The 21,856-nt window shown below is 72.0% G+C and carries 28 protein-coding genes and 1 tRNA gene; 12 read left to right on the top strand and 17 right to left on the bottom strand.

The features are described from left to right. Positions 1-25 precede the first annotated feature (25 nt). Together V6S66_RS04465 and V6S66_RS04470 are read right to left on the bottom strand one after the other, a co-directional pair. A complete protein-coding gene (locus tag V6S66_RS04465; protein ID WP_334205554.1) occupies positions 26-496 on the bottom strand; it encodes an Rv3235 family protein in 471 nt (156 codons plus the stop codon). After that, positions 493-1,113, bottom strand: a complete 621-nt coding sequence (locus V6S66_RS04470; protein WP_334205555.1) for a LysM peptidoglycan-binding domain-containing protein — start codon at positions 1,111-1,113, stop codon at positions 493-495. The genes V6S66_RS04465 and V6S66_RS04470 overlap by 4 nt, the downstream gene beginning before the upstream one ends. 105 nt (positions 1,114-1,218) lie before the next feature. Between V6S66_RS04470 and V6S66_RS04475 the strand changes: the two genes are divergently transcribed. Next, positions 1,219-1,740, top strand: coding sequence for a hypothetical protein (locus tag V6S66_RS04475; RefSeq protein WP_334205556.1), 522 nt, complete (start codon positions 1,219-1,221; stop codon positions 1,738-1,740). A gap of 7 nt (positions 1,741-1,747) precedes the next feature. Here V6S66_RS04475 and V6S66_RS04480 read toward each other — a convergent pair whose 3' ends face one another. Then, entirely contained in the window at positions 1,748-2,014 is a 267-nt protein-coding gene (locus V6S66_RS04480) for a helix-turn-helix domain-containing protein (protein WP_334205557.1), read from the bottom strand. A 154-nt stretch (positions 2,015-2,168) separates the two neighbouring features. Between V6S66_RS04480 and V6S66_RS04485 the strand changes: the two genes are divergently transcribed. Genes V6S66_RS04485 through V6S66_RS04500 form a run of 4 tightly spaced genes read left to right on the top strand, consistent with a single transcriptional unit; the run spans position 2,169 to position 5,677 of the window. After that, positions 2,169-2,813 carry a hypothetical protein gene (locus V6S66_RS04485; protein ID WP_334205558.1) on the top strand — a complete coding sequence of 215 codons (645 nt, stop codon included), beginning with the start codon at positions 2,169-2,171 and terminating at the stop codon, positions 2,811-2,813. Next, entirely contained in the window at positions 2,810-3,952 is a 1,143-nt protein-coding gene (locus tag V6S66_RS04490; RefSeq protein WP_334205559.1) for an AAA family ATPase, read from the top strand. The genes V6S66_RS04485 and V6S66_RS04490 overlap by 4 nt, the downstream gene beginning before the upstream one ends. A gap of 31 nt (positions 3,953-3,983) precedes the next feature. Further along, positions 3,984-5,390, top strand: coding sequence for a wax ester/triacylglycerol synthase family O-acyltransferase (locus tag V6S66_RS04495; protein WP_334205560.1), 1,407 nt, complete (start codon positions 3,984-3,986; stop codon positions 5,388-5,390). Next, complete coding sequence (locus tag V6S66_RS04500; protein WP_334205561.1) at positions 5,387-5,677, top strand: hypothetical protein; 291 nt, start codon at positions 5,387-5,389, stop codon at positions 5,675-5,677. The genes V6S66_RS04495 and V6S66_RS04500 overlap by 4 nt, the downstream gene beginning before the upstream one ends. A 71-nt stretch (positions 5,678-5,748) precedes the next feature. Here the strand turns inward: V6S66_RS04500 and V6S66_RS04505 are convergent, their stop codons facing one another. The 4 genes from V6S66_RS04505 to V6S66_RS04520 form a co-directional block, all read right to left on the bottom strand. Next, positions 5,749-6,219, bottom strand: coding sequence for a DUF2505 domain-containing protein (locus V6S66_RS04505; RefSeq protein WP_334205562.1), 471 nt, complete (start codon positions 6,217-6,219; stop codon positions 5,749-5,751). 52 nt (positions 6,220-6,271) lie between these two features. After that, complete coding sequence (locus V6S66_RS04510) at positions 6,272-7,030, bottom strand: PspA/IM30 family protein (protein ID WP_334205563.1); 759 nt, start codon at positions 7,028-7,030, stop codon at positions 6,272-6,274. Positions 7,031-7,097: 67 nt separating this feature from the next. Further along, positions 7,098-8,537 (bottom strand): sensor histidine kinase, encoded by a 1,440-nt coding sequence (locus V6S66_RS04515; protein WP_334205564.1) that lies wholly within the window; start codon positions 8,535-8,537, stop codon positions 7,098-7,100. Positions 8,538-8,542: 5 nt separating this feature from the next. Further along, the gene (locus V6S66_RS04520) at positions 8,543-9,259 is read right to left on the bottom strand and encodes a response regulator transcription factor (protein ID WP_334205565.1); all 717 of its coding nucleotides are present in this window, start codon (positions 9,257-9,259) and stop codon (positions 8,543-8,545) included. A gap of 153 nt (positions 9,260-9,412) precedes the next feature. Here V6S66_RS04520 and V6S66_RS04525 point away from each other — a divergent pair, with 153 nt between their 5' ends. Further along, positions 9,413-9,808 (top strand): hypothetical protein, encoded by a 396-nt coding sequence (locus tag V6S66_RS04525; protein ID WP_334205566.1) that lies wholly within the window; start codon positions 9,413-9,415, stop codon positions 9,806-9,808. Between the two features lie 78 nt (positions 9,809-9,886). Here the strand turns inward: V6S66_RS04525 and V6S66_RS04530 are convergent, their stop codons facing one another. Next, a complete protein-coding gene (locus V6S66_RS04530; RefSeq protein WP_334205567.1) occupies positions 9,887-10,348 on the bottom strand; it encodes a tRNA (cytidine(34)-2'-O)-methyltransferase in 462 nt (153 codons plus the stop codon). A gap of 39 nt (positions 10,349-10,387) precedes the next feature. Between V6S66_RS04530 and V6S66_RS04535 the strand changes: the two genes are divergently transcribed. After that, entirely contained in the window at positions 10,388-10,813 is a 426-nt protein-coding gene (locus tag V6S66_RS04535; RefSeq protein ID WP_334205568.1) for an SRPBCC family protein, read from the top strand. An 8-nt stretch (positions 10,814-10,821) separates the two neighbouring features. Here the strand turns inward: V6S66_RS04535 and V6S66_RS04540 are convergent. The 3 genes from V6S66_RS04540 to bcp all read right to left on the bottom strand — a co-directional run bounded on the left by V6S66_RS04540 (position 10,822) and on the right by bcp (position 11,983). Next, positions 10,822-10,905: transfer RNA gene (locus tag V6S66_RS04540), tRNA-Leu, on the bottom strand. Between the two features lie 12 nt (positions 10,906-10,917). Next, positions 10,918-11,421: an HNH endonuclease signature motif containing protein gene (locus V6S66_RS04545; RefSeq protein ID WP_334205569.1), complete on the bottom strand. Its 504-nt coding sequence runs from the start codon at positions 11,419-11,421 to the stop codon at positions 10,918-10,920. An 85-nt stretch (positions 11,422-11,506) separates the two neighbouring features. Next, positions 11,507-11,983, bottom strand: a complete 477-nt coding sequence (gene bcp / locus V6S66_RS04550; protein WP_334205570.1) for a thioredoxin-dependent thiol peroxidase — start codon at positions 11,981-11,983, stop codon at positions 11,507-11,509. A 59-nt stretch (positions 11,984-12,042) separates the two neighbouring features. Here bcp and V6S66_RS04555 point away from each other — a divergent pair, with 59 nt between their 5' ends. The 4 genes from V6S66_RS04555 to V6S66_RS04570 all read left to right on the top strand — a co-directional run bounded on the left by V6S66_RS04555 (position 12,043) and on the right by V6S66_RS04570 (position 13,995). Next, a complete protein-coding gene (locus tag V6S66_RS04555; protein WP_334205571.1) occupies positions 12,043-12,288 on the top strand; it encodes a DUF3618 domain-containing protein in 246 nt (81 codons plus the stop codon). A 21-nt stretch (positions 12,289-12,309) separates the two neighbouring features. Beyond that, entirely contained in the window at positions 12,310-13,422 is a 1,113-nt protein-coding gene (locus tag V6S66_RS04560; RefSeq protein WP_334205572.1) for an FUSC family protein, read from the top strand. A gap of 88 nt (positions 13,423-13,510) precedes the next feature. Then, positions 13,511-13,633 carry a hypothetical protein gene (locus V6S66_RS04565; RefSeq protein ID WP_334205573.1) on the top strand — a complete coding sequence of 41 codons (123 nt, stop codon included), beginning with the start codon at positions 13,511-13,513 and terminating at the stop codon, positions 13,631-13,633. Between the two features lie 200 nt (positions 13,634-13,833). Next, on the top strand, positions 13,834-13,995 hold the full coding sequence (locus V6S66_RS04570; RefSeq protein WP_334205574.1) for a hypothetical protein: 162 nt from the start codon (positions 13,834-13,836) through the stop codon (positions 13,993-13,995). Positions 13,996-14,059: 64 nt separating this feature from the next. Here the strand turns inward: V6S66_RS04570 and V6S66_RS04575 are convergent, their stop codons facing one another. From V6S66_RS04575 to V6S66_RS04600, 6 genes are read right to left on the bottom strand one after another with little or no spacing between them, the layout of a single operon-like run. Further along, positions 14,060-14,830 carry an amino acid ABC transporter ATP-binding protein gene (locus V6S66_RS04575; RefSeq protein WP_334205575.1) on the bottom strand — a complete coding sequence of 257 codons (771 nt, stop codon included), beginning with the start codon at positions 14,828-14,830 and terminating at the stop codon, positions 14,060-14,062. Beyond that, entirely contained in the window at positions 14,827-15,723 is an 897-nt protein-coding gene (locus V6S66_RS04580; RefSeq protein WP_334205576.1) for an amino acid ABC transporter permease, read from the bottom strand. The genes V6S66_RS04575 and V6S66_RS04580 overlap by 4 nt, the downstream gene beginning before the upstream one ends. Before the next feature lie 36 nt (positions 15,724-15,759). After that, the gene (locus V6S66_RS04585; RefSeq protein WP_334205577.1) at positions 15,760-16,647 is read right to left on the bottom strand and encodes an ABC transporter substrate-binding protein; all 888 of its coding nucleotides are present in this window, start codon (positions 16,645-16,647) and stop codon (positions 15,760-15,762) included. A 35-nt stretch (positions 16,648-16,682) separates the two neighbouring features. Next, entirely contained in the window at positions 16,683-18,263 is a 1,581-nt protein-coding gene (locus tag V6S66_RS04590) for an N-acyl-D-amino-acid deacylase family protein (RefSeq protein WP_334205578.1), read from the bottom strand. Then, the gene (menC, locus tag V6S66_RS04595; RefSeq protein ID WP_334205579.1) at positions 18,260-19,372 is read right to left on the bottom strand and encodes an o-succinylbenzoate synthase; all 1,113 of its coding nucleotides are present in this window, start codon (positions 19,370-19,372) and stop codon (positions 18,260-18,262) included. Before menC ends, V6S66_RS04590 begins: the two co-directional genes overlap by 4 nt. Next, entirely contained in the window at positions 19,372-20,124 is a 753-nt protein-coding gene (locus V6S66_RS04600; protein WP_334205580.1) for a hypothetical protein, read from the bottom strand. Before V6S66_RS04600 ends, menC begins: the two co-directional genes overlap by 1 nt. 103 nt (positions 20,125-20,227) lie before the next feature. Between V6S66_RS04600 and V6S66_RS04605 the strand changes: the two genes are divergently transcribed. Further along, on the top strand, positions 20,228-21,856 hold the full coding sequence (locus V6S66_RS04605; protein WP_334205581.1) for a PucR family transcriptional regulator: 1,629 nt from the start codon (positions 20,228-20,230) through the stop codon (positions 21,854-21,856).

Consider the following 21,856-nt stretch of genomic DNA (forward strand, 5'->3'; position numbering starts at 1 on the left):
GCCTCGGCCACCACGAGCCGGCCGGCTACCCCCACTCGAGCGCGGTGCACCGCCAGGCCGGCTGGTCGCGGTGGTCGGGCAGCAGCTCGAGCCGGACCGCCACGGCACGGGACCGCCGGTGGTGCACGAACCGGCCGGCGACCTCCGCCACGGTCGGGGAGATCATCGAGACGTGCACCGAGACGACGCGGGCGTTGCCACGGCGCCCAGCCGCTCGACGCGCGCCGAGGGTGACCCGCCGCTCCAGCGCCCGGTAGACGTCGGGCGCGAGCCATCCGGCGAGCTGTCGGGCCGGGCGATCCCCGACGAGGACCTCGACCACGGCCTGGAGGAAGCGGGAGGTGCGTTCGCGCAGGGGCGCCTCGGGCCGGGGTCCCCGCTCCACCGGCACCGGCAGCACGGGCTTCACGCCGGGGATCGGCAACGGGATCTGCAGATCGGACTCCGGATCGATCCCGAACGGCACCACGACGGCCAGTGCCGTCGCGGACCTCACGGTGCCACCTGACCGTCGACCGGGATCGTGAGGACCTGGCCCGGACGGAGCACGTCGGGGTCGGCCCCGATCACGGCACGGTTCGCTTCGTGCCAGACGCGCGTCAGTCGAGCGACCTCTCGATCGGAGGCGGCCGCTGGGGCGTGTCGGGTGGCCAGGTCCCACAGGCAGTCCCCGGCCCGCACCGTCACGGTGGCGGCCGGTGCCCCGGGAGGGGCAGGGCGTGAGATCTCCTCGACGGTCGGGCCGGAGGCCGCCACGGCGGGTGCTCGATCCGGCAGCGGCAGGCCGTCGAGATCGGCCGGCGTCGCGTGTGCCGCGGGCGCGAGGAGCAGGGCGCCGGTGGAGAGGGTGGTCGCGAGCCACGCCGGGGCGATGCGTCGGGCGAGCCCGAGGCCGGTCCCGGTGCGGAGCGCGAGACCGATCAGGGCAGTGGCGACCAGCAACCACAGGGACAGGCCGGCCAGGGCGAGGACCGCGACGCCGCCGAGCGCGTCGGCGAGGTCGGCACCCGCCACGGCGCGGCCGCTGCTCGCGAGATCGGGGACCGACAGGGTGAGCCCGAGGCCGGCACCGGCCGCGGTGGCGAGCAGGCGTCGTGTCCTGGAAGCAAGCATGTTTCCCCCGTTTGATGACGTTTGATGACGTTCAAGATCAGACAAGACCGTTGGGCTACTTCTGTCAACGACCCGGTGCACAGGGGAGGCCTAGCGTGTCCGTCCATGAGGTGGGACCGTCTGCTGGCCGAGATCGAGGCGTCGCAGATCGACGACGCGGCCCTGGAACGCGACGCGCTGGCGTCCGAGCTCGTCGACGAGGAGTGGGCGGAGGCTCGTGCGCGCGACCTGATCTGGGGCGAGGTGGCGCTCGAGGTGAGTGGCGTGGGCTGGATCGAGGGACGGGTGATCCGCTCGGCCGAGGACTTCGTGGTCCTCAGCGATCAGGCGCGGGAGATGGTCGTCGCCCGGAGCGCCGTCCTCGGGTGGCGCGGCGGCGGCGGCCGGGCCCCCGAGCTCCGCGGGGTCGCCGCGAGGTTGGGGTGGTCACAGGTCCTGCGGGCGCTCCGCGACGACGCCGAGGACGTGCGCCTGGTGCGGGTCGACGGCAGTCACGTGACCGGACGCGTCGAGGCCGTGGCCCGGGACGCGGTGCGACTCGGGCAGCCCGGGACAGGACCATCGGGGTTCGGACCGTCGGGGCCGTGGGTCGTGCTGCCGACGGTCGCGACGCTGCAGGTGCTCTGAGGGCGGCTCAGTCGGAACGGCGGGTCGTCTCGAGGTCCTGGTCGTCGAGGTCGGGCTCGAAGTCGGGGTCGAGCAGGCTCGACTCGACGCGCGCGTACTGGCGCTGGATGTAGTCCTCGAGCTCGACGTGCTCGACCCGCCACTGACCGCGCCCGCCGATCTGGATGCCACGCAGGTCACCCGACCGCACCAGCGCGTACACCTGTCGGACGGTGACGTTCAGGACCTCGGCGACATCGACGAGCGTGAGGAATCGCGGCGTCTCCGAACCCATGCGTCCAGTGTGGCACGCCCGAGTGTCAGCCCTGGGGGCGTCCGCGGCCTCCTGTGGACGGGCCGGGGACGGGTGGTGGACGAGTCGCGGGACGGTGCAGTAGACATCCGGGTCAGGTGCGCGACCGCGTGCCGTGACAGTCCGGGGGGACGACATGGGACGACGCGATGCAACGACGCGGCCGGCACGACGGGTCGTCGTGCGTCGATGGCGCGATCCGCGCCTGCTGACGGGTGTCGTGCTGGTCCTCGGAGCCACGGCCCTCGGCGCACGGGTGGTCGTGGAGGCCGACGACACCGTCGAGTACTGGGCGGTCTCCGACGACGTCCCCGCGGGCGACGCCGTCGGACGCGACGACCTCGTCGCGACCCAGGCCAGGCTCGACGGGGCCAGCGGCGAGGCCTACGTGCGGGTCGAGGAGCAGCTGCCGGACGACCTCGGGGGACTGCGCTGGACCGACGACCTGGGCGCGGGCTCGCTCGTGGCGCATGACGCCTGGGGCTCGGGCGCGGAGTCCCGCGGACATCTGCCCGTCAGCGTCCAGACCGGCTTCCTGCCCGCGGACCTGGGGGCCGGTGACCTGGTCGACGTCTGGGTCGGCCCGGGTCCCGGGGAGCCGGCCGACCTCGCGGCCGAGCGGTTCGCCTCGGGTCTTCGGGTCCTGGACGCCGGACAGTCGGAGACCCTGGGGGCGAGCGTGACCCGCACGATCGTGCTCGACCTCGGGTCCGAGACGCTCCGCGGCGAGCAGGTCGCCGCGATCGCGGCCGGCCACGTGACCCTGGTGCGGGTGCCGTGACGGACGTCGCGATCGCCGCCGCCGGCGCCCCGTGGGAGCCGGAGGCGCTCGCGGCGATCGATCGCGCTCCGGACCTGCGGCTGGTGCGACGCTGCGTCGACGTCAGTGAGCTGCTCGCCGTGGTCCGCACCGGAGCCGCGACGGTGGCGGTCGTCGACCCGTCGCTTCCTGGCCTCGACGTCGACGTGGTGCGCGAGCTCTCGGGCGCCGGGGCGACCGTGGCCGCGTGCGGCGACGACGGGGCCGCGGCGGCGCTCGGCGTGCTGCGCCGGCCCGCCCCGGGTGAGCTCGGTCAGGTCGACTGGAAGGCGCCGGTGCCGGTGCCCGGTCCTCCGCCGCCCGAGGGCGGAGCGGAGGCCACCGAGGCCGGCCGGGTGCTCGTGGTGTGGGGGCCGGCGGGGGCGCCAGGGCGCTCGACCCTCGCCCTCGCCCTCGCGTCCGCCCTGGCGGCCCTCGGGCGCCGCACGGTGCTCGTCGACGCCGACGTCGCCGGCGGCACGCTGGCCCAGCAGCTGGGGGTGCTCGACGACCTCAGCGGGGTCCTGGCGGCCTGTCGGGCCGCCGGCAACGGGCGCGCCCACGAGGTCGACCAGCACCTCGTGGAGGTCGAGCCCGGCCTCGATCTCCTCACCGGCATCCCGCGGGCCGACCTCTGGCCGCACCTGCGCGTCGGTGCCTTCGGCACGGTCCTCGACCGGCTTGCGCTGGACCACGCGCACGTCGTCCTCGACGTCGGGTCCGGCCTGGACCTCGATGGCGCCGTCGGTCGGTCCCGCCACGCCCTCACGCGGTACCTGCTCGACCGGGCCGACGACGTGGTGGTCATCGGGCGTGCCGACCCGATGGGTCTCTCGCGCCTGGTCCGCGGACTGGCCGAGCTCCACGACGTCGTCGCCACACCGCCCAGATCCCTCGTCGTCAGCCTGGCCGGTCTCGGCCCCGGCTGGAGCGAGCGCGAGGTCGGTGAGGCGCTGCGCCGGCTCGCCGGTCGCGCCCCCGACCTGTTCCTGCCCGCTGACCCGGCTGCCGTGCAGGCGGCGCTGATGCAGGGTCGGTCCCCGCGCGTCACCGCCCCGGCCTCGCCGTTCGTGCGGCGTGTCGACGACCTCGTCTCGTCGCTCGGCCTCGACGTCCGGTGATAACCTCGCCCCGACCGGATTGAGGAGTGCCATGCAGCGCCTGAGCCCGTTGGACGCGCTGTTCCTGCAGAGCGACAGCCCCACGGTTCCCCGCCAGATCGCGACCTTGACGATCCTCGAGGCCGGGGAGACCTCGCTCGACCACGACCGTCTCCTGCGGATCATCGACGAGCGCATCGACCTGGTGCCGCGGTACCGACAGGTGCCACGTCACGTGCCGGGCCGGATCGGACCCCCCGTGTGGGTCGATGACGAGAACTTCGACATCACGCTCCACGTCCGGCGGTCGGCCCTGCCGTCGCCAGGATCGCGGGACGCCTTGCACGAGCTCGTCGGCCGGCTCGTGGCCCGCCGGCTCGACCTCGACCGGCCCCTGTGGGAGCTGTACCTCGTGGAGGGTCTCGAGGACGGTGCCGTCGCGCTGCTGTTCAAGGCCCACCAGGCCCTGGTCGACGGCTCCGAGACGGTCGACCTCGCCCAGGTCCTGCTCGAGGAGGTTGCGCACGCCCGCGACATCCCGCACGAGGACTGGACCCCCCGTCCCGATCCCGGTCCGCTCGCCCTGACCGCCTCGACGGTCAACCGCACCGTGACCCACCCGGTCGAGGCCCTGCACACCGTCGAGCGCGTCGCGGGACGGTTCGTCCGCCACCTCCCGGGCTTCGGCTCCCCGGCCACCCCGTCCAGCGGGGTGTTGCACACGACGCTCTCGCGGCACCGCCGCTTCGCCACCGTCGCCGTCTCGTTCGGCGACCTGCGGCGGGTCCGCGAGTTCCACGGCGGCACGGTCAACGACGCGATCCTCGCCTCGATCGCCGGCGGCCTGCGGGGCTGGATGCTGACCCGGGCCGAGACGGTCACCCCGAAGACCAGCTTCCGGGCGCTCGTGCCGATGTCGGTCGTGTCCGAGGGCCTGCCGACCTCGCTGGGCTCGCGGGTCAAGGGGCACCTGCTCTCCCTGCCGGTCGGCGAGACGAATCCCGTGGTCCGCCTGCACCAGGTGTCCTACGCGCTGAAGGATCACCGCGAGACCGGTCTGGCGGTGGCGGCCAACGAGCTGGCGAACCTGCCAGGATTCGCGACGTCCACGTTCCACGCCGTGGGCGCGCGGGTCGCGATGGCCGAGGCGCGACGCGACCACCACATCACGATCACCAACGTCCCGGGCTCGTTCGACCCCGTGTACCTGGCCGGGCAGAAGGTCCAGGAGGTGTACTCGGCGATCCCGCTGCGTGGCCACCGCGCGGTCTCGATCGCCGTGACGTCGTACAACGGGCAGGTGTTCTTCGGCCTGGTCGGCGATCGTGAGGCGGTCCCCGACCTGGACGTCCTGGCCCAGTGCATCCGTGAGTCGGTCGACGAGCTCGTCGAGACGGCCGCGTCCTCGACGCGCCGTGCCCCGCGTGGCCGTCAGCGCCCCCAGCGGGACAAGTCGTGAGGGTCTACCTCGCCGCCGACGCCGACGACCTGCGCCGCCTGGCCGCGGGTGAGGCGCTCGACCAGGAGCAGCTGCTGCCCGCCTCGGACGACGAGGAGGACGAGCTCGCCGCGCTGGAGGAGGCAGTCGAGTCCGGACCCGTGGCCGTGGCCGCCGAGGTCGACGTCGAGGACGAGCCGGTCGCCCTCGCGCACGTGCAGGCGTTCCACGTCGCCCTCGACGACAGCGGCCACCTCCAGTGGTTCGGCGTCGACGAGCTGGACGCGGTGCTCGCGCTGCTCGGCTGAGACACGGCGTCAGCCGCACGCAGGAGGGCCCCGCATCCTGGTCGGATGCGGGGCCCTCGTGGTGGTCGTGATCAGATCTTGGTCTTGCCCAGCCGCACCTCGGCGTTGAGCGAGCGCACGATCTGCTTGTGGATCTCGGGCTCGATCTTGCGGCCGAGCAGCGGGATCGAGACCTTGACGTCACCCTTGACCGTAAAGACGGTGCCACCCTTGCCGTCGTCCTCGAGCGCCGCGGTGCCCAGCATCTCGGCCGGCTGGCCGACGATCGAGACCTTGACGTCGGCCACCCGGGAGCCGTCGCTCTTCTGGCTCCACTTCTCGGTCTGCTTGACCTTGACCGTGGGCCCGGTGAGCTTCTTGACGAAGTCGGGCAGGTCGGCCGGCATCGAGCGCACGATCGTGACGACGCCGTCCTCGACGTTCACGTCGTAGTCGATCGACCCCTGATCCTCAGCGGTCTCGGTGCGGAACGCCTCGGACGTGATGAGGCCGTACACCTCGTCGACGCCGGCGTCGTAAGTGAATGTCTCGGAGAGCTTCATGCGCACATCCTGTCAGGCGATCGCGGGGTTGTCAGCGAGTCCGACCGCGAGGTCAGCGGACGCTGCCCTCGCCCTCGACGGCCTGCTGGGTGCCGGTCTGCAGCGCCTTGAGCTCGGCCAGGCGCGCCTCGACCTCGAGCTGGTCGGAGTCGATCTCGAGCTCGGCGAACTGCGAGTCGAGGCTCGACGAGGCCAGCTCGGCCTTGCCCGCCACGAGCGCCTCGTCGCGACGGACCTTCTCCTCGAAGCGCGACAGCTCGCTGGTGGGGTCGAGCACGTCGATCGACTTGACCGCGTCGGCCACCTTGGCCTGGGCCTCGGCGGTCTTGGCGCGAGCCACGAGCTGGTCGCGCTTGACCTTGAGCTCGTCGAGCTTGACGCGCATCTGCACCAGGCCGACCTTGAGCTTCTCGACCGTCTCGCCCTGCGAGGCGATCATGGGCGCGGCCTGCTTGGCCTCGTTCTCGAACGAGATCTGCTTGGTCAGCGCGAGCTTGGCCAGCTGGTCGAAGCGGTCGGCCTCGCCGGCCTGGCCGCTCGTGCGCAGGGTGTCGGCCCGCTGCGACGCGGCCAGGGCCTTGCCACCCCACTCCTTGGCCGCCGCGACGTCCTCGGCGTGGTCGGACTCCGCGAGCCGCAGGTTGCCGATCGTCTGGGCGACGGCGTCCTCCGCCTCGGCGATCGAGCTCGTGTAGTCGCGCACGAGCTGGTCGAGCATCTTCTGCGGGTCCTCGGCCTTGTCGAGCAGCGAGTTGATGTTCGCGCGCGTGAGCTGGCTGATCCGACCGAGGATGGACTGCTTCTGGGCCATGGTGGGTCCTCTTCGTCCGAGCGAGTGGGGGTGTGTGCCCCGAGTCAAGCGCACAGAGGGCCTGCGCTCAACCGGGAGTGGTGGGCAGGTGCACCGTGAAGGCGGTGTCGCCGGGCCTGCTCCGCACCGTCACGCGTCCGTCGTGGGCCTCGACGATCGCCTTCACGATGGAGGTGCCGAGCCCGGCGCCGCCGGACGCACGGGTGCGCGAGGAGTCGCCGCGCGCGAACCGGTCGAAGACGTGCGGCAGGAGCGACGGGTCGATCCCGGGTCCGTCGTCGCGCACCGTGAGCGCGACGCCGAGCGGGCTGCGGCGCAGCGAGGTCGTGACGGCGCTGCCCTCCGGGGTGTGCCGGGTCGCGTTGGTCAGGAGGTTGGTCACGGCCTGGTGGAGGCGACCCGCGTCACCGGTGACCTCGACGGCGTCGTCGGGGAGCTCCAGGGTCCACCGGCGCCCCGGGTCGACGACCTGCCGGTCGGAGACCGCCTCGAGCACGATCTGGGTCAGGTCCACGCTGGCCCGGTCGAGCGGGCGTCCCGACTCGAGCCGCGCGAGCAGCAGGAGGTCGTTCACGAGCGAGGACATCCGCGTCGACTCCGTCTCGACCTTCGCCAGGGCCTGGCGCACGACCTCGGGGTCCCCGCCCGAGCGGTGCACGAGCTCGGTGTACCCCGCGATCGTGGCCAGCGGGGTCCGCAGCTCGTGAGACGCGTCCGCCACGAAGCGGCGGACCTGCTGCTCGCTCTGGTGGCGGGCCTCGAGCGACTCCTCGACGTGCTCGAGGAGCAGGTTCAGCGCGTCCCCGACCCGCCCGACCTCGGTCGCGGGGTCGGTCAGGTTCCCCGGCACCCGGGGCGTGCCCACCACCGCGCCGCTCGACAGGGGGAGTCGTGAGACCTCGTGCGCGGTGGCTGCGACGTCACGGAGCGGACGGAGCTGTCGGCGCACCAGCACCCGGGCGGCCGCAGCCGCTGCCACGGTGCCGGTCAGGGTGAGCAGACCTGCCCACAGCAGCATGATCGTCAACGTCTCGTCGACGTCGGTGGTGGGCAGGCCGACGACGACGACCGCGCCGTCGTCGCCCCGGACCGCCAGCAGGCGGTACGCGCCCAGCCGGCCGAGGTCGACGGTGCGGGCCACGTCGTCGGTCGGCTGCTCGGCGAGCACCTCGAGCACCGCGTCGGACAGCGTCTCCTGCTGGCCGTCGCCCACGAGGTCGCCGCGTCCGGCGGAGCCACGGAACACGGCCGTCAGCGTGCCTTCGCCCTGACCGACCGCGACGGGGAGGGGTCCGGTCTCCGGGGGACGAGGCCCGCCCGGCAGGCGGTCGAGCTCGCGCGTGGAGCGGTCGAGGCTGTCGTGGAGCTGGGAGTCGAGGCGGTCGGTCAGGTACGACCTCATCGTCAGCGCCGCGAACGCGGACACGCCGATCCCCACGACGGCCACGAGGGCCACCGCGGTGACGATGAGGCGTCCCGTGAGGGTCGCCGGCAGGAGGCGGGGCACGGGCGTCAGGAGGCCGGCTTGAGGACGTACCCGGCACCGCGCTTGGTGTGGATCATGGGCTCGCGGCCGACGTCGACCTTCTTGCGCAGGTACGAGATGTACAGCTCGACCACGTTGGCCTGGCCGCCGAAGTCGTAGTTCCAGACCCGGTCGAGGATCTGGGCCTTGCTGAGCACCCGCTTCGGGTTACGCATCAAGTAGCGCAGGAGCTCGAACTCGGTCGCGGTGAGGGCGATCTCGTCGGCGCCGCGGAACACGTCGTGGCTGTCCTCGTCGAGCGTCAGGTCACCGACCATGAGCACGTGGCTCTCGCGGTGCTCGAGCGCTCCGGAGCGGCGCAGCAGCCCGCGGAGGCGTGCCACGACCTCCTCGAGGCTGAACGGCTTGGTCACGTAGTCGTCACCACCGGCCGTGAGGCCTTGGACGCGGTCCTCGACGGCGTCGCGCGCCGTCAGGAACACGACCGGCACCTCCGGGGCGAACGCGCGGATGCGTCTGAGGACCTCGAGGCCGTCGAAGTCCGGCAGCATCATGTCGAGCACGATCGCGTCGGGCCGGGAGTCGCGAACGGCCTGCACGGCGCTCCGCCCGGTCGCCGCGGTCGAGACGTCCCACCCCTCGAACCGCAGGGCCATCTGGAGCAGCTCGGCGATGTTCGCCTCGTCGTCGACCACGAGGACCCGGACCGGCGAGCCGTCCGGGCGGGTGAGGGCGGGGGGCATGGCCCCAGTGTGGGGCCATGCGCCGGCGGATCGGCTGGCAATGACCTGTGGCGAACCTGTGAGTTCGCCGCCGACCGGCAATGGCGGTGGTTCCCCAGGAGATGGCTGGGCGCAGCACAGGTGGGCGACAGGACCGACGCGCACCGTGGAGCCATGACTGACACCACCACGATCGAGTCCTCCGTCCCGCCGCCTGACCCGGCGTCCGACCCCGCACCGACCGTCGACCCCGCCCCGGCGAGGGAGCGGCGCAGCACCTCGGTGCGGATCGCCGCGGTCGTCGCCGGGATCGCGCTGCTGGCCGGAGTCGGGGCCGGGACCGGGGTGGGTCTCGCGCTCGGCTCGGACGGCACACGGGGCCCCGGCCAGGGCCAGTTCCCGGCACGCGGACCCGAGCAGGGACCCGGACAGGGACCCGGACAGCCGGGTCAGGCGCCCGGTGGCGGCCCGGGTGCGGGTCAGCGCCCGGAGGGCGGGCCACCGGCTGCACCCGACCCGGCCGACGCCCCGGACTCCGACGACCTCGGCTCGGCGGATCCCACGTCCTGACCCCCACCCTTCGACCCCCGCCTCCTGACCCCCGCCTGTCGCTCAAGCGGGCGGTGGCCCGGCGGGCAGCCGTGCGGCTCAGACGGCGCCGGGGAAGCCCTGCTGGCGCCACGCCTCGTACACCGCGATCGAGGCACAGTTCGCGAGGTTCATCGAACGGCGGGACTCGAGCATGGGGATGCGGAGCCGGTCGGTGACGCGGGCGTCGTGCTGGACGTCTTCGGGCAGGCCGGTCGGCTCCGACCCGAACATCAGCACGTCGCCCGGCTCGTAGGCGACGTCGGTGTGGCTGCGGGTGGCCGACGTCGTGAACGCGAAGACCCGTGCCTCGCCCCAGGCGGTGTACGCGGCGTCGAGGGAGTCGTGCACCGTGACGACGGCGAGGTCGTGGTAGTCCAGGCCCGCGCGCCGCAGCTTGCTGTCCTCGAGGTCGAAGAGCGGGGCGACCAGATGCAGGTGGGCGCCGGTCGCTGCGGCCAGGCGGATCGCGCTCCCGGTGTTGCCGGCGATCCGCGGCTCGACGAAGCAGATCTGGAACACGGCTCGCAGACTACTCGGCGCCCCCTACACTCAACGCTCATGGCCGCCCCCACGCGTGTACGCATCTCCCACGTCTTCACCTCGAGCCCGGAGGTCGTGTTCGACGCCCTCGCCGAGCACGAGAACCTCGGACCCGTCTTCGCCGCGAAGATCACGCGCGTCAAGGACGGCGACACCGAGCGCAACGGGGTCGGGTCGACCCGGTCCCTCAAGATCGGGCCGCTCCCGGCGTTCCACGAGACCACCACGGTGGCCGACCGTCCGGCGCTGATCGAGTACAAGATCACGAAGGGCTCGCCGCTCAAGGGGCACTGGGGTCGTCAGGCGCTCACGCCGACCGCTGACGGTGGCACCCGCCTGGACTACACGATCGGCTTCGACGCCGCCGTGCCCGGACTCGCCCCGCTCGTCGGCAAGATCCTGACGGTCGCCGTCGGCAAGGGCCTCGGCAAGCTCGTCCCGTGATCTGACTCTGGTGCCGAAGGCGGGATTCGAACCCGCACACCCTGAGGTACGGCGTCCTAAGCGCCGCGTGTCTGCCTTTCCACCACTTCGGCCGTCACGAGATTCTATGGCTCACGGGCTGCCGCGCGATCGGCGAGGATGTGCACTCCGCGGCTGCGACCCGCAAAGATGGCGGTGAGCCGGTGGCAGTTCGGGCAGAGGAACCGGAGATTCTCGGCGGTGTTGTTGTGGATGTCGCCGTCGATGTGGTCCACCTCGAGCGTGAGATCCTCGCCCATCCACTGCCCAGGGTTCCCGCAGCGATCGCAGCAGTAGGGTCGCCCGGACTCGCGCAGCGCACGACGGAGCATGTGCGCATGAGCACGTCGTTGCGAAGGACCGCGCCGGACCAGGATCTGTTCCGGCGTCAAGCGCGTGTACCTCTGGCCCTTCCCGGGTCGACGGAAGTGCGAGGTGTCGAACCCATGCCTCTTGATGACGCGGCTGAGATGGGTGTGCGCGCCACCGTTGGGCCCCAGGCCGAGCTTGCGAACGACCTCGGCCACGGACGTCGACTCGATCACGAGCGGCTCCAGGAGCTCGCGGGTGTACGTGTACGGACCTCTCATGCCAGGGACGCTAGGAGCGCCTACCGACACCCGTGATGCTTGGCGGCATGGGCTGTGGACAACCTGCCGTGGTCCGGACCGACCCTCAGTCGAGGCCGAGGCCGAGGTCGCGGCGGAGCTTGGCGACGTGGCCCGTGGCCTTGACGTTGTAGGCCGCGTGGCTGATCGTCCCCTCGGGGTCGACCACGAACGTCGAGCGGATCACGCCGTTCACGACCTTGCCGTAGAGCTTCTTCTCGCCGAACGCGCCCCACGCCGTCAGGACCTCCTTCTCGGGGTCCGAGAGAAGCGTGATCGTGAGGCCGTCGTTCTCGCGGAACTTCGCGAGCTTCGCCGGCTTGTCGGGGGAGATGCCGAGGACCTCGTACCCCTCGGACTTCAGCCGATCGATCGAGTCGCTGAAGTCGCAGGCCTGCTTCGTGCAGCCCGGCGTCATCGCCGCGGGGTAGAAGTACACGATGACCGAGGAGCCCCGCAGGTCCGACAGCGTGACGTCCTCGCCGGTGTCGGAAGGCAGGGTGAAGTCGGGGGCGGGGTCGCCGGGCTGCAGTCGCGTCGTCATGACCCCTATCCTTGCCCAGACGGGCAGCCCGCCCCGACCGAGGTGGACAGGAGCGAGACGTGGCGCGTGAGACCGACCAGCTGGTGGCCGAGATCGACGAGGTGCGGGAGCACCTCGCCACCACGATCGACACGTTGATCGATCGAACGAGCCCCAAGTCCATCGCCCGCCGCACGGCCGCGTCCGTGAAGGCGAAGTTCGTCGACGAGAGCGGGTCGCCCCGCTTCGAGACGATCGTGCCGATCGTCGCCGGTGTGGCCGGCATCGTCGCCGCGGCGATCGTGGTGCGCCGCCTGAGCCGGTGACGACCCGGTCGTGATGGCGGCATGAGGCCGCACCCGCTCCTGGCCCTGCGCCGGGTGCCCCGGCCACGGGAGTCCTTCGCCGATCGCTGGGCCACGCTGCGCCGTCGCTGGCGGCTCATGCTGCGCCTCAGCATCTCCACGGCAGCGGCGTACGGCATCGCGACGCACCTGCTGGGTCACCAGCAGGCGTTCTTCGCGCCCATCGCCGCCGTCATCGTCATCATCGCCGGAGCCGGCCAGCGCGGACGCACCACGATCGAGCTGGTCGTCGGCGTCGCGATCGGCGTCTTCGTCGGCGAGCTCCTGATCCTCTCGATCGGCCGCGGCGCGTGGCAGATCGCGCTGGTGGTCGCCCTCACGGTCGCGGTCGCGACGCTCGTCGGCATCAAGGGTCTCGCCCTGACCCAGGCGGCAAACTCCGCCGTGCTGCTGGCGGCCGTCCTCCCGGCCACGGGTGCGGGCAACCCTGCCGTGACCCGCTTCCTCGACTCCCTGGTGGGCGGGGCCTGCGGTCTCGCGATGGTCCTCCTGCTTCCGCGCAACCCCGTCCGCGACATGAACGTCCAGGTGCAGCGCCTCCTCGAGGACGTCGCCGAGGTGCTCGACCGGATCGCCCAGTCGATGCGCACGGGCGACGCGGCGCTGGCCGACATCGCGCTCGGCCAGGCGAGGTCGGCCCAGACCTTGATGGACTCGGTGTCGTCCACCGGGGTCAACGTCGCCGAGATCGCCCGCATGTCGCCCGTCCGTTGGCGCCAGCGCGACGAGCTGCAGCGCTTCGTCGGCTCGGTGCGCGACCTCGACAACGCCCTGCGCGACCTGCGCGTGCTCGCCCGCCGGGTGGCGGCCATGCTCCGCCACGGCGAGGTGGCCCCGGACGACATGCAGCGGGCGATCGAGCGGATGGGCAGTGCCGTGCGGATCTACGCCGACGACCTCGCGACGCACGACAGCTTCGCGGAGGCGCGCGACGAGCTCGTGGGGTCCGCGCGCCTGGCGATCACGTGCCTCCAGGACGAGATGACGATCAACGCCGCGGCGATCGGGGCGCAGGTGCGCTCGCTCGCCGCCGACCTGCTCTCGGCCAGCGGTGTCCCGCGCGACGAGCTCGGCGACCTGCTCGCGTTCGACTGATCGACCGGTCACCCGCGCGTCGGTCTCGACAGGTGGATCCTGGCCGCGCTAGCCTGCTCCCACCAGCACGACGAAGGAGGTGAGCCCCTTGACGAACCACATCACGACGACCGACGCGCACCGCGCCTCGACGAACGACGCCTCTTGCCGCGCGTTCGACGCCGTCCGGTTCCTCGTCGGCTCGCCCTCCGGAGTCGTGCACCTGCCGTAGCCCCATCACGGCACGTCCACTCACCGCTCCGGATCGACGATCCGGAGCGGTTTTCTTTGTCCACTCATCACGAAAGGAGGCGCGCCATGACCATCAACCCCCCATCACGCACCGACGAGACCATGCCCGCACACACCCATCCGACCACCCCTCTCTCCGGCCCAGCTGCCGGCCGATCCACCCGGAAGGAGGTGTCGGACATGGCTCGATTCGGTCGCCAGGCCCGCGTCAAGCGCGCCTGGGACGAGCTCTCGGAGGCGGATCGTCAGGTCCTGCTCAACCAGGCGCGTGAGCGTCGCGCCCAGCAGGCCCAGCGTGACGCGCGGATCAGCGACGCGTACGCCGCGCGCATCAACCGCTAGGCGACGCACGGGCGGCGCCGAGACCCCTGCGGTCTCGGCGCCGTCCGCACGCCGCCTCGTGCGGTCAGGAGACGCGCGAGAGGAAGTCGCGGGTGCGCGGACTGCTGGGAGAGGCGATGACCTGACGGGCGGGACCGCTCTCGACGACCTGGCCGTCGTCCATGACGACGAGCGTGTCGGCGACCTCCCGCGCGAACGCGATCTCGTGGGTCACGACGATCATCGTCATGCCCTCGGCGGCGAGCGTCTGCATCACGGTCAGCACCTCGCCGACGAGCTCGGGGTCCAAGGCGCTGGTCGGCTCGTCGAACAACATGACCCGCGGACGCATCGCGAGCGCCCGGGCGATGGCGACCCGCTGCTGCTGGCCTCCGGAGAGGTGCCGCGGGTAGGCGTCCGCCTTGGCGCCCAGCCCGACCCGGTCCAGGAGCCACCGGGCATGCTCCTCGACCTCGGAGCGGCGTCGCCGCGAGACCCCGACCGGGGCTTCCATCAGGTTCTCCAGCGCGGTCAGGTGCGGGAACAGGTTGAACCGTTGGAAGACCATGCCGATCTGGGCACGTCGCCGCTGCACCTCCCGGTCGGGCAGCTCCTGCAGATGGTCGCCGTGATCGGCGTAGCCGACCATCTGCCCGTCGACCCAGATGCGGCCGGCATCGATCTTCTCGAGGTGGTTGATGCATCGCAGCAGCGTCGACTTGCCGGAGCCTGACGGGCCGATGATGCAGCACACCTCGCCGCCGTCGACGGAGAGATCGACCCCCCGCAGCACCTCGGTGCGGCCGAAGCTCTTGTGGATGCCCTCGGCCAGGACGACGGGCTGGTCGGCGGTCATGGTGCGCTCCTCGGGGTCGGGGCGTGGAATCGGGTCAGGGCGGTGCGGAGGCGGAAGCCGGTCGGGGTGGGCCCGCTCGTGTGCGACCCCCGCGAGAACCGCTTCTCCAGCCGCGCCTGGCCGATCGACAGGATCGTGGTCAGCGCGATGTACCAGAGGCTGGCCGCGATCAGGAGCGGAATGGTCTGGAACGTCTGGGAGTAGATCGTCTGCGTGACGTACAGCAGGTCGGCCACCGCGACGACCGAGACGAGAGACGTCGTCTTCAGCATTCCGATCGTCTCGTTCCCGGTCGGCGGGATGATGACCCGCATCGCCTGGGGCAGGACGATGCGCCGCATGATGCGCGTCCGTGACATGCCCAGCGACTGGGCGGCCTCGTGCTGTCCGTCGTCGACCGACAGCAGCCCGGCCCGGACGATCTCCGACATGTAGGCGCCCTCGTTCAGGCCGAGGGCGAGGAGGGCGGCGGCCGTCGGGGTGATGAGCTCATTGGCGTCCAGGCTCACGAACGGGTCGAGGCCGGGGATGCCGAGGTCGATCGACGGGTACAGCGCCGCCAGGTTGAACCAGAAGATGATCTGGACCAGCACCGGCGTGCCCCGGAAGAACCAGACGTAGAGGTCACCCGCCCGACGCACCAGCCACAGGTCCGACTGGCGCATGACCGCCACCACGATCCCGAGGGTGACACCGATGACCATGCACAGCACGGTCAGGCGCAGGGTCATCAGTGCACCCTCGGCGAGCTGCCGCGAGAAGACGTAGTCCCACGCGACCGACCACTCGAACCGGGGGTTGGTCGCCAGCGACCGGACCAGGAGGGCGGCGAGCACCAGGACGATGACCGCCGCCCCCCAGCGCCACGGCCGTCGCAGAGGACGGACGGGCACCGGGGTCAGCGCACTCACGGGGCGGGGCTCCATGGCTCAGGAGGTCCCGGCGTCGATCGTGGCCTCGTCCAGGGAGTTCTCGGTGACGCCGTACGACTCCAGGATCGTCGCGTAGGTCCCGTCGTCCATGAGCTTCTGGAGCGCGGCCTGGAAGGCCGAGGCGAGCTGGTCGTCATCGCGCGGGAAGGCGATGCCCAGAAGACCGACGTCGAGGTTGAAGGGGATCTCGAACTCGTCGTCCGTGGTCTCGACGAGGTAGCCCGCCGAGGGGGACGGGATCACGGCCACCTCGACCCGGGCGCTGCGCAGGGCGGTCACCAGGTCGTCCTGACCCGTGAACTGCGACAGGTCCATCGGCGCCGATGCCGGGCACTCCGGCGCGACCTGGGTCTCGAGGAACGTCACGATCGACGTGCCCGACTGGGCGCCGACCGTGAGTCCGCACAGGTCCGCGAGCTCCGCCGGCTGTGCGGACGAGCCATTCGTGACCATGAAGGAGCCGCCGGTCGTGAGGTAGTCGACGAACGTCACCTCCGCCTGGCGCTCGGGGGTGTCCGACATCCCCGTGAGGGCGAGGTCGTACTTGCCGGCCTTGAGCGAGGGGATCATCGTGTCGAACGTGACCGCGTTGAAGTTCAGCTGCAGCCCCAGCAGGTCGCCGATGGCCTTGCCCAGGTCCGCGTCCAGGCCGATCACGGTCTTGCCATCGGTGTCGTAGAACTCGAACGGCGGGTAGGGCACGTCCGAGGCGACCTCGAGAACACCCTTCTCCCGCACGTCGGCTGGGAGCATCGCGCGCAGCTCCTCGTCGATCTTGCTCGAGTCGATCGTCGGTGCCTCGTCGCTGGCGCCGCCGCAGGCGCTGAGCAGGCAGGCCGTGAGGCCTGCGGTGAGCCCGAGGGCGAGCCGGTGGGTGGTCTTCATGAGGATTCCTTCTTTCGGGGGGCGGAACTGCTGGGTCAGCTGTGGGGGGTGAGGTGTTGTCCGCGTCGACGACCGAGCCACTGCCCGTCGGCGACGCTGGTGCGGCCGTTCTGCATGACCCACGCGATCCCGGTCGGGGGGAGCGTCGGTCGGTCGTAGGTCGCGCGGTCGGCGATCGTGTCCGGGTCGAACGCGACGAGGTCGGCGACGGCGCCACGACGGATCGTCCCGCGGTCGCGCAGACGGTAGCTGTGCGCGGGCAGACCGGTGATCCGGTGGATCGCCGTCTCCAGATCCAGCACGCCGCGCTCGCGGACGTAGCGACCCAGGAGGCGTGGGAACGTGCCGTGGAGACGGGGATGGGGCCGCGCACCAGCCGTCACGGGGAGCCCGTCGGACGCCACGACGGTGTGCGGGTGGCGGAGCACGTGCTCGACGTCGTCCTCGCTCATCGAGTGCTCCACCATGCTCGCGCGCCCGGACTCGCGGCGGACGATCATGACGAGCACGTCGAAGGGGTCCATGCCCTCGCGGTCGGCGATCGCGGCGAGGCTCTCGCCCTCGTCGACGCCCGAGGCCGTGCCCGCGAGCACGACGCCGTCCCAGCCGGCGCTCGCGACCGGGTTCTCCCACAGGTGCGGTGGCGCGGACTCCACGTCGGTGCGCAGGCGCGCGACCATCCCGGCATCGCCGAGGCGGGCCAGCAGGGCCATGGTTCCGCCGGCGAGCGCCCACGGGGGCAGGCAGGCCGTGAGGGCCGTGGAGGCCGCCGTGTACGGGTAGACGTCCTGTCCGATCAGGCGACCGTCCGCACGGGCCCGGTCGAGCCGGCGCAACGCCGTCGCGGTGCTTCCGTGGTTGCGTCGTCCTGTGGCCTTGAGGTGCGAGATCTGCACGTGGGCGTCGGTCGTCGCCGTCGTGCGCAGCGTCTCCTCGATCGACTCCATGAGCTGGTCGGACTCGTTGCGCAGGTGGGTCGCGTACACGTGCTCGGCGCCCAGCACCTCCACGAGTGCCTGCAGCTCGCTCTCCGGCGCGAAGACCCCGGGGGCGTACACCAGCCCGGAGGAGAGTCCGAAGGCTCCCGACTCGAGGCCGGCCGCGAGGGCCAGGCACATGGCCGTCCGCTGGTGGTCGTCGATCGCCTGGGTGGCGTGGCCCCCGACCAGCTCACGCAAGGTGCCGTGACCCACCAGCATCCCGACGTGCGTGACGTGGCGGTCCCGCCCGGCCTCGACGAGCTCCGTGACGCTCTGCCACGAGGGTCGTGTCCCGTCGGCGACCAGACGGTCGGCGGTCGGGTGCGACGTCGCTGCACCGAGCGGTGCCAACGAAGCTCCGCAGTTGCCGACGATTTCGCTCGTCACGCCCTGCAGGATCTTCGACACGTCGCCGGCCAGGAGGAAGGAGCCGTCCGCGTGGGAGTGGATGTCGATGAATCCTGGAGCGACCACGAGCCCGGACGCGTCCACGTGGCGGGCCTCCACGCCGGCGAGCCCGCCCGGGTCGACGACGGCGTCGATCCGGTCGTCGACGAGCAGGAGATCGGCCCGGCGGCGCGCCGCGCCGGTGCCGTCGACCACGACGCCACCGCTCACGACCGTCCGCCGCGTCATGCGGGCGCCCCGACCAGCTCCACGACGGACGTGGACAGATCGGCCAGGACGGTCTCGTCGACCTCGAGCCCGGTGCCGGCGCCCGTCGGTACCGCGATCTGGCCGTCGCGCAGCACGAGCTCCTCGGTCAGGTCCTGGCGGTAGTAGCGACGGCTTGCCGACACGTCACCCACAAGGGTGAATCCTGGCAGTGCGGCGAGTGCGAGGTTGGCCGAACGGCCGATCCCGGTCTCCAGCATGCCGCCGCACCACACCGGTACTCCGTGCGCGACCGCGAGGTCGTGGATGCGCACGGCCTCCAGGTACCCGCCGACGCGGGACGGCTTGACGTTGACGACCTGGCACGCACCGAGCGCCAGCGCGGTCTGCAGGTCGTGAGTCGATCCGATGCTCTCGTCGAGGCACACCGGGGTCGACCAGAGGTCGGCGGCTCGGGCATGGGTGACCAGATCGTCCTCGCCGAAGGGTTGCTCGACCAGCAGCAGGGCGAAGTCGTCGAGGCGCGCGAGGTGCGCGAGATCTCCTGCGGTGTAGGCCGCGTTGGCGTCGACCTGGAGCGGGACGTCACCGAAGGCCCGGCAGACGGCCGCGACGGGCGCGAGGTCCCAGCCCGGCTCGATCTTGAGCTTGATCCGCTGGTAGCCGGCGGCCAGGTACCCCTCGACCTCGGTCAACAGGGCCGGGAGGTCGTCGGCGATCCCGACGGAGACCCCCGCGGGCACGTGGGTGCGGGTGGCGCCGAGCCGTTCGCCGAAGGACTGCCCCTGGGCCCGGCACTCCGCGTCGAGGACGGCGGTCTCGAGCACGTGCTTGGCCATGGGGTGTCCGGTCACGGCCGCGAGAGCCGTGCCGACGTGCGCCGCGTCCAGGTCGGGCCACGCGAGCAGCCGAGGCAGCAGGTGGTCGCGCAGCACGAGCGAGGCGCCGGTCAGGAACTCGGCGCTGTACAGCGGCTCGGGATCCGCGGCGCACTCGGCCCAGCCGACGCCAGTCTCGGTCTCGAGCCTCAGCACGAGCAGCTGTCGCGTGGTCGACGTCCCGAAGGACGTCCGGAACGGCCGCACGAGGGGGAGCTCGACCAGGTGGAGCCGCACCGACAGGATCGTCATCAGGCGGTCCGGCCCTCGAGCACGAACCAGCCGTCGGCGCTCAGGCCCGCGACGGCCTGACGGCGTGCGGCAGGCGCCAGGTGGGTGCGTGCCGTCTGCGTCCACCGGGCGGCCTCGGTCCGGGAGGACCCGCGCAGCGCCACGATGTCGTCCGGGACGCGGATCCAGGTGTGCTCGTGATCGGTCACGACCGCGGGCTCGTCGTCGGGGCCTGTCTCGACGACCTCGACGCGCGGGCCCGGTCCGACCGGGAGGCCGAGGACGCCCGTCGTGATCGGCCAGTCGACGACCAGACGATCGGTCGGTGCTCCGGCGTTGAAGGCATCCGTCAGCGGTCCGAAGAAGTCGGGCTCGTATCCCACGACCCGCGCGCCGAGCGTCCGGAGGTTGAACCGGGCGTTGTGGCGCACCAAGGGGTCGAAGGTCCAGCGGATGTGGTCATAGCCCAGGCGGGCCGCGCTCGAGCGTTGGTGGAGCTTGATCCGACGACCGATGCCCTGACCGGCGTGCTCCGCCGCGACGCCCGTGAGGATCGAGTACAGGACGCCCGGTTCGCCGGCGGGGACCGCGACGGACGCCGCCACGGCCACGTCCTCGACGACGGCGGCGCAGACGTGCCCGCCCAGGTGCTGGAACGCGCGGAGCAGGTCGAGCGTCACGGGCGGGTGGCCACCCGGGGCGTCCCACACCGAGTGCAGCACCCGTTCGACGTCGCGGAGGTCGTCGAGCGAGTCGACATCGATGATCTGCACCCCGCCATCGTGGGTCGGCGGACGTGCGCCTGTCTTGGTCGAGAACTCCAAAGATCAGTCAAAGATCCAGTGGAGATGCACCATCCGCAGGTACGGTCGGCGCATGCTGACCCGCGAGGACCTGACCGCCGGCGAGCTCGCAGAGCGCCTCACCCCTGCCGGAATCAGGCTCCTCGCAGGGCCGGCCGGCACCGTCGTGCGCTCGGCGACGTGCACCGTCCACGACCCGCTCGACGCCCTCCCGCCGGGAGCCGCCGGGGTTCTGCTGGGTGTCGGTGTGCCGGAGGCGCAGGCCGAGGAGCTCCTGCGAGACGCGGGTGCCTGCGGGTTCGACGCGGTCGTGCTGCGACGGGAGCAGCTCACCGAGCCGGAGACCCGCGTCGCGGCTGAGGCCGGCATCGCGGTGCTGGGTGCCCACCCGGAGATGGCGTGGCTCCAGGTGGAGCGCGTCGTGTCCTCGGTGCTCACGGGATCGGCGCGATCCGGCGACGGAGGCCCCGCGACCGATCTCTTCGACTTCGCCAACTCCGTGGCGGCGATCGTCGGTGGAGCCGTCAGCATCGAGGACCTCGGACAGCGCGTCCTCGCGTACTCCACGGTCGAGGGCCAGGTGATCGACGAGGACCGCCGGGTCTCGATCCTGGGCCGGCAGGTCCCGGTGCTGCCGGAGAACGACGCTCAGTACGCCGCCGTCCTGGCGGGCGACGGGCCCGTGCACATCGAGGGAGTGGGCGTCGCCCTGGACCGCCTCGCCGTCGCGATCCGGCTGGGGCAGGAGGTCCTGGGCACGATCTGGATCGTCGACGCGGACGGCAGTCTCGACCGGGAGGCCGGGTCCATGCTCCAGCGAGCTGCGGAGCTGGCCGCCGTGCAGCTGCTGCAGGTCCGTACCGCGGCAGCCTTCGAGTCCGAGCGGAGGTCCTCGCTCGTGCGGACCGTGATTCGCGGCGGTGCCGAGGCGCGAGTCGCGACGCAGCGCCTCGGCCTGTCCGTGGCGGGGCCGTTCGTCGTCCTGACGTTCGTGGGCGAGATCGCCCCGGGTGTCGACGACGAGGCACGTCCCGACGTCCCACGCCTCAGGTGGCAGCGGTTCCTGACCATGGTCCAGGGCTACGCCACGGGGTGGATCCCCGCGGCGGGGGTCGACGTGGACGGGGGAGCGGTGTACGTCCTGCTGCACGGGCAGGATGCGCGCGACGCCGGTCGCACGGTGGAGGTGGCCGAGGTGCTCGTCGCTCGCGCCGCTGCCTGGGAGCTCGGGGTCCGGGCCGGGATCGGCTCGGTCGTCGAGAGCCCGGAGCAGGTCCGCGAGTCGCGCCTGGAGGCCGACGCGCTCGGACAGGTCGCCGACGAGGAGCGGGGCACGGCGGTGCTCAGCGCCGACCGCGACCACGGCGTCCTGGCGCTGTGGTGGCTGCGGCGCGCCGTGACGGACCGGCCGGGGGTGCTGTCGCCGAGCGTCGTGCGGCTGTGGGAGCACGACGCCCGGCACGCGACGGACTTCGTCGGCACGTGGGCCGTCTGGTTCGCCCACGGCATGGACACGGCACGATCGGCGGCAGCCCTCTCGATCCACCCCAACACCCTGCGGTACCGCCTGCGGCGCGCAGCAGAGATCAGCGGTCTGACGGGGCGACCCGACGACCTGCTCGTCGCCTGGCTGACGGTGCGTCTCGCGGGCCAGGGTGGCAGTGAGGGCTCGCTGGCCCTCGGGGCCCGCGCGCGGGGCTGA

It is taken from the genome of Aeromicrobium sp. Sec7.5, assembly GCF_036867135.1.
In the GTDB taxonomy this organism is placed as follows: Bacteria; Actinomycetota; Actinomycetes; order Propionibacteriales; family Nocardioidaceae; genus Aeromicrobium.

Excerpts from the sequence above, each read along its gene's own strand:
- V6S66_RS04470 (WP_334205555.1), bottom strand. The coding sequence starts at position 1,113 with ATGCTTGCTTCCAGGACACGACGCCTGCTCGCCACCGCGGCCGGTGCC.
- V6S66_RS04475 (WP_334205556.1), top strand. The coding sequence starts at position 1,219 with ATGAGGTGGGACCGTCTGCTGGCCGAGATCGAGGCGTCGCAGATCGAC.
- V6S66_RS04480 (WP_334205557.1), bottom strand. The coding sequence starts at position 2,014 with ATGGGTTCGGAGACGCCGCGATTCCTCACGCTCGTCGATGTCGCCGAG.
- V6S66_RS04485 (WP_334205558.1), top strand. The coding sequence starts at position 2,169 with ATGGGACGACGCGATGCAACGACGCGGCCGGCACGACGGGTCGTCGTG.
- V6S66_RS04495 (WP_334205560.1), top strand. The coding sequence starts at position 3,984 with ATGCAGCGCCTGAGCCCGTTGGACGCGCTGTTCCTGCAGAGCGACAGC.
- V6S66_RS04505 (WP_334205562.1), bottom strand. The coding sequence starts at position 6,219 with ATGAAGCTCTCCGAGACATTCACTTACGACGCCGGCGTCGACGAGGTG.
- V6S66_RS04510 (WP_334205563.1), bottom strand. The coding sequence starts at position 7,030 with ATGGCCCAGAAGCAGTCCATCCTCGGTCGGATCAGCCAGCTCACGCGC.
- V6S66_RS04520 (WP_334205565.1), bottom strand. The coding sequence starts at position 9,259 with ATGCCCCCCGCCCTCACCCGCCCGGACGGCTCGCCGGTCCGGGTCCTC.
- V6S66_RS04525 (WP_334205566.1), top strand. The coding sequence starts at position 9,413 with ATGACTGACACCACCACGATCGAGTCCTCCGTCCCGCCGCCTGACCCG.
- V6S66_RS04535 (WP_334205568.1), top strand. The coding sequence starts at position 10,388 with ATGGCCGCCCCCACGCGTGTACGCATCTCCCACGTCTTCACCTCGAGC.
- V6S66_RS04545 (WP_334205569.1), bottom strand. The coding sequence starts at position 11,421 with ATGAGAGGTCCGTACACGTACACCCGCGAGCTCCTGGAGCCGCTCGTG.
- bcp (WP_334205570.1), bottom strand. The coding sequence starts at position 11,983 with ATGACGACGCGACTGCAGCCCGGCGACCCCGCCCCCGACTTCACCCTG.
- V6S66_RS04560 (WP_334205572.1), top strand. The coding sequence starts at position 12,310 with ATGAGGCCGCACCCGCTCCTGGCCCTGCGCCGGGTGCCCCGGCCACGG.
- V6S66_RS04570 (WP_334205574.1), top strand. The coding sequence starts at position 13,834 with ATGGCTCGATTCGGTCGCCAGGCCCGCGTCAAGCGCGCCTGGGACGAG.
- V6S66_RS04575 (WP_334205575.1), bottom strand. The coding sequence starts at position 14,830 with ATGACCGCCGACCAGCCCGTCGTCCTGGCCGAGGGCATCCACAAGAGC.
- V6S66_RS04585 (WP_334205577.1), bottom strand. The coding sequence starts at position 16,647 with ATGAAGACCACCCACCGGCTCGCCCTCGGGCTCACCGCAGGCCTCACG.
- V6S66_RS04590 (WP_334205578.1), bottom strand. The coding sequence starts at position 18,263 with ATGACGCGGCGGACGGTCGTGAGCGGTGGCGTCGTGGTCGACGGCACC.
- menC (WP_334205579.1), bottom strand. The coding sequence starts at position 19,372 with ATGACGATCCTGTCGGTGCGGCTCCACCTGGTCGAGCTCCCCCTCGTG.
- V6S66_RS04605 (WP_334205581.1), top strand. The coding sequence starts at position 20,228 with ATGCTGACCCGCGAGGACCTGACCGCCGGCGAGCTCGCAGAGCGCCTC.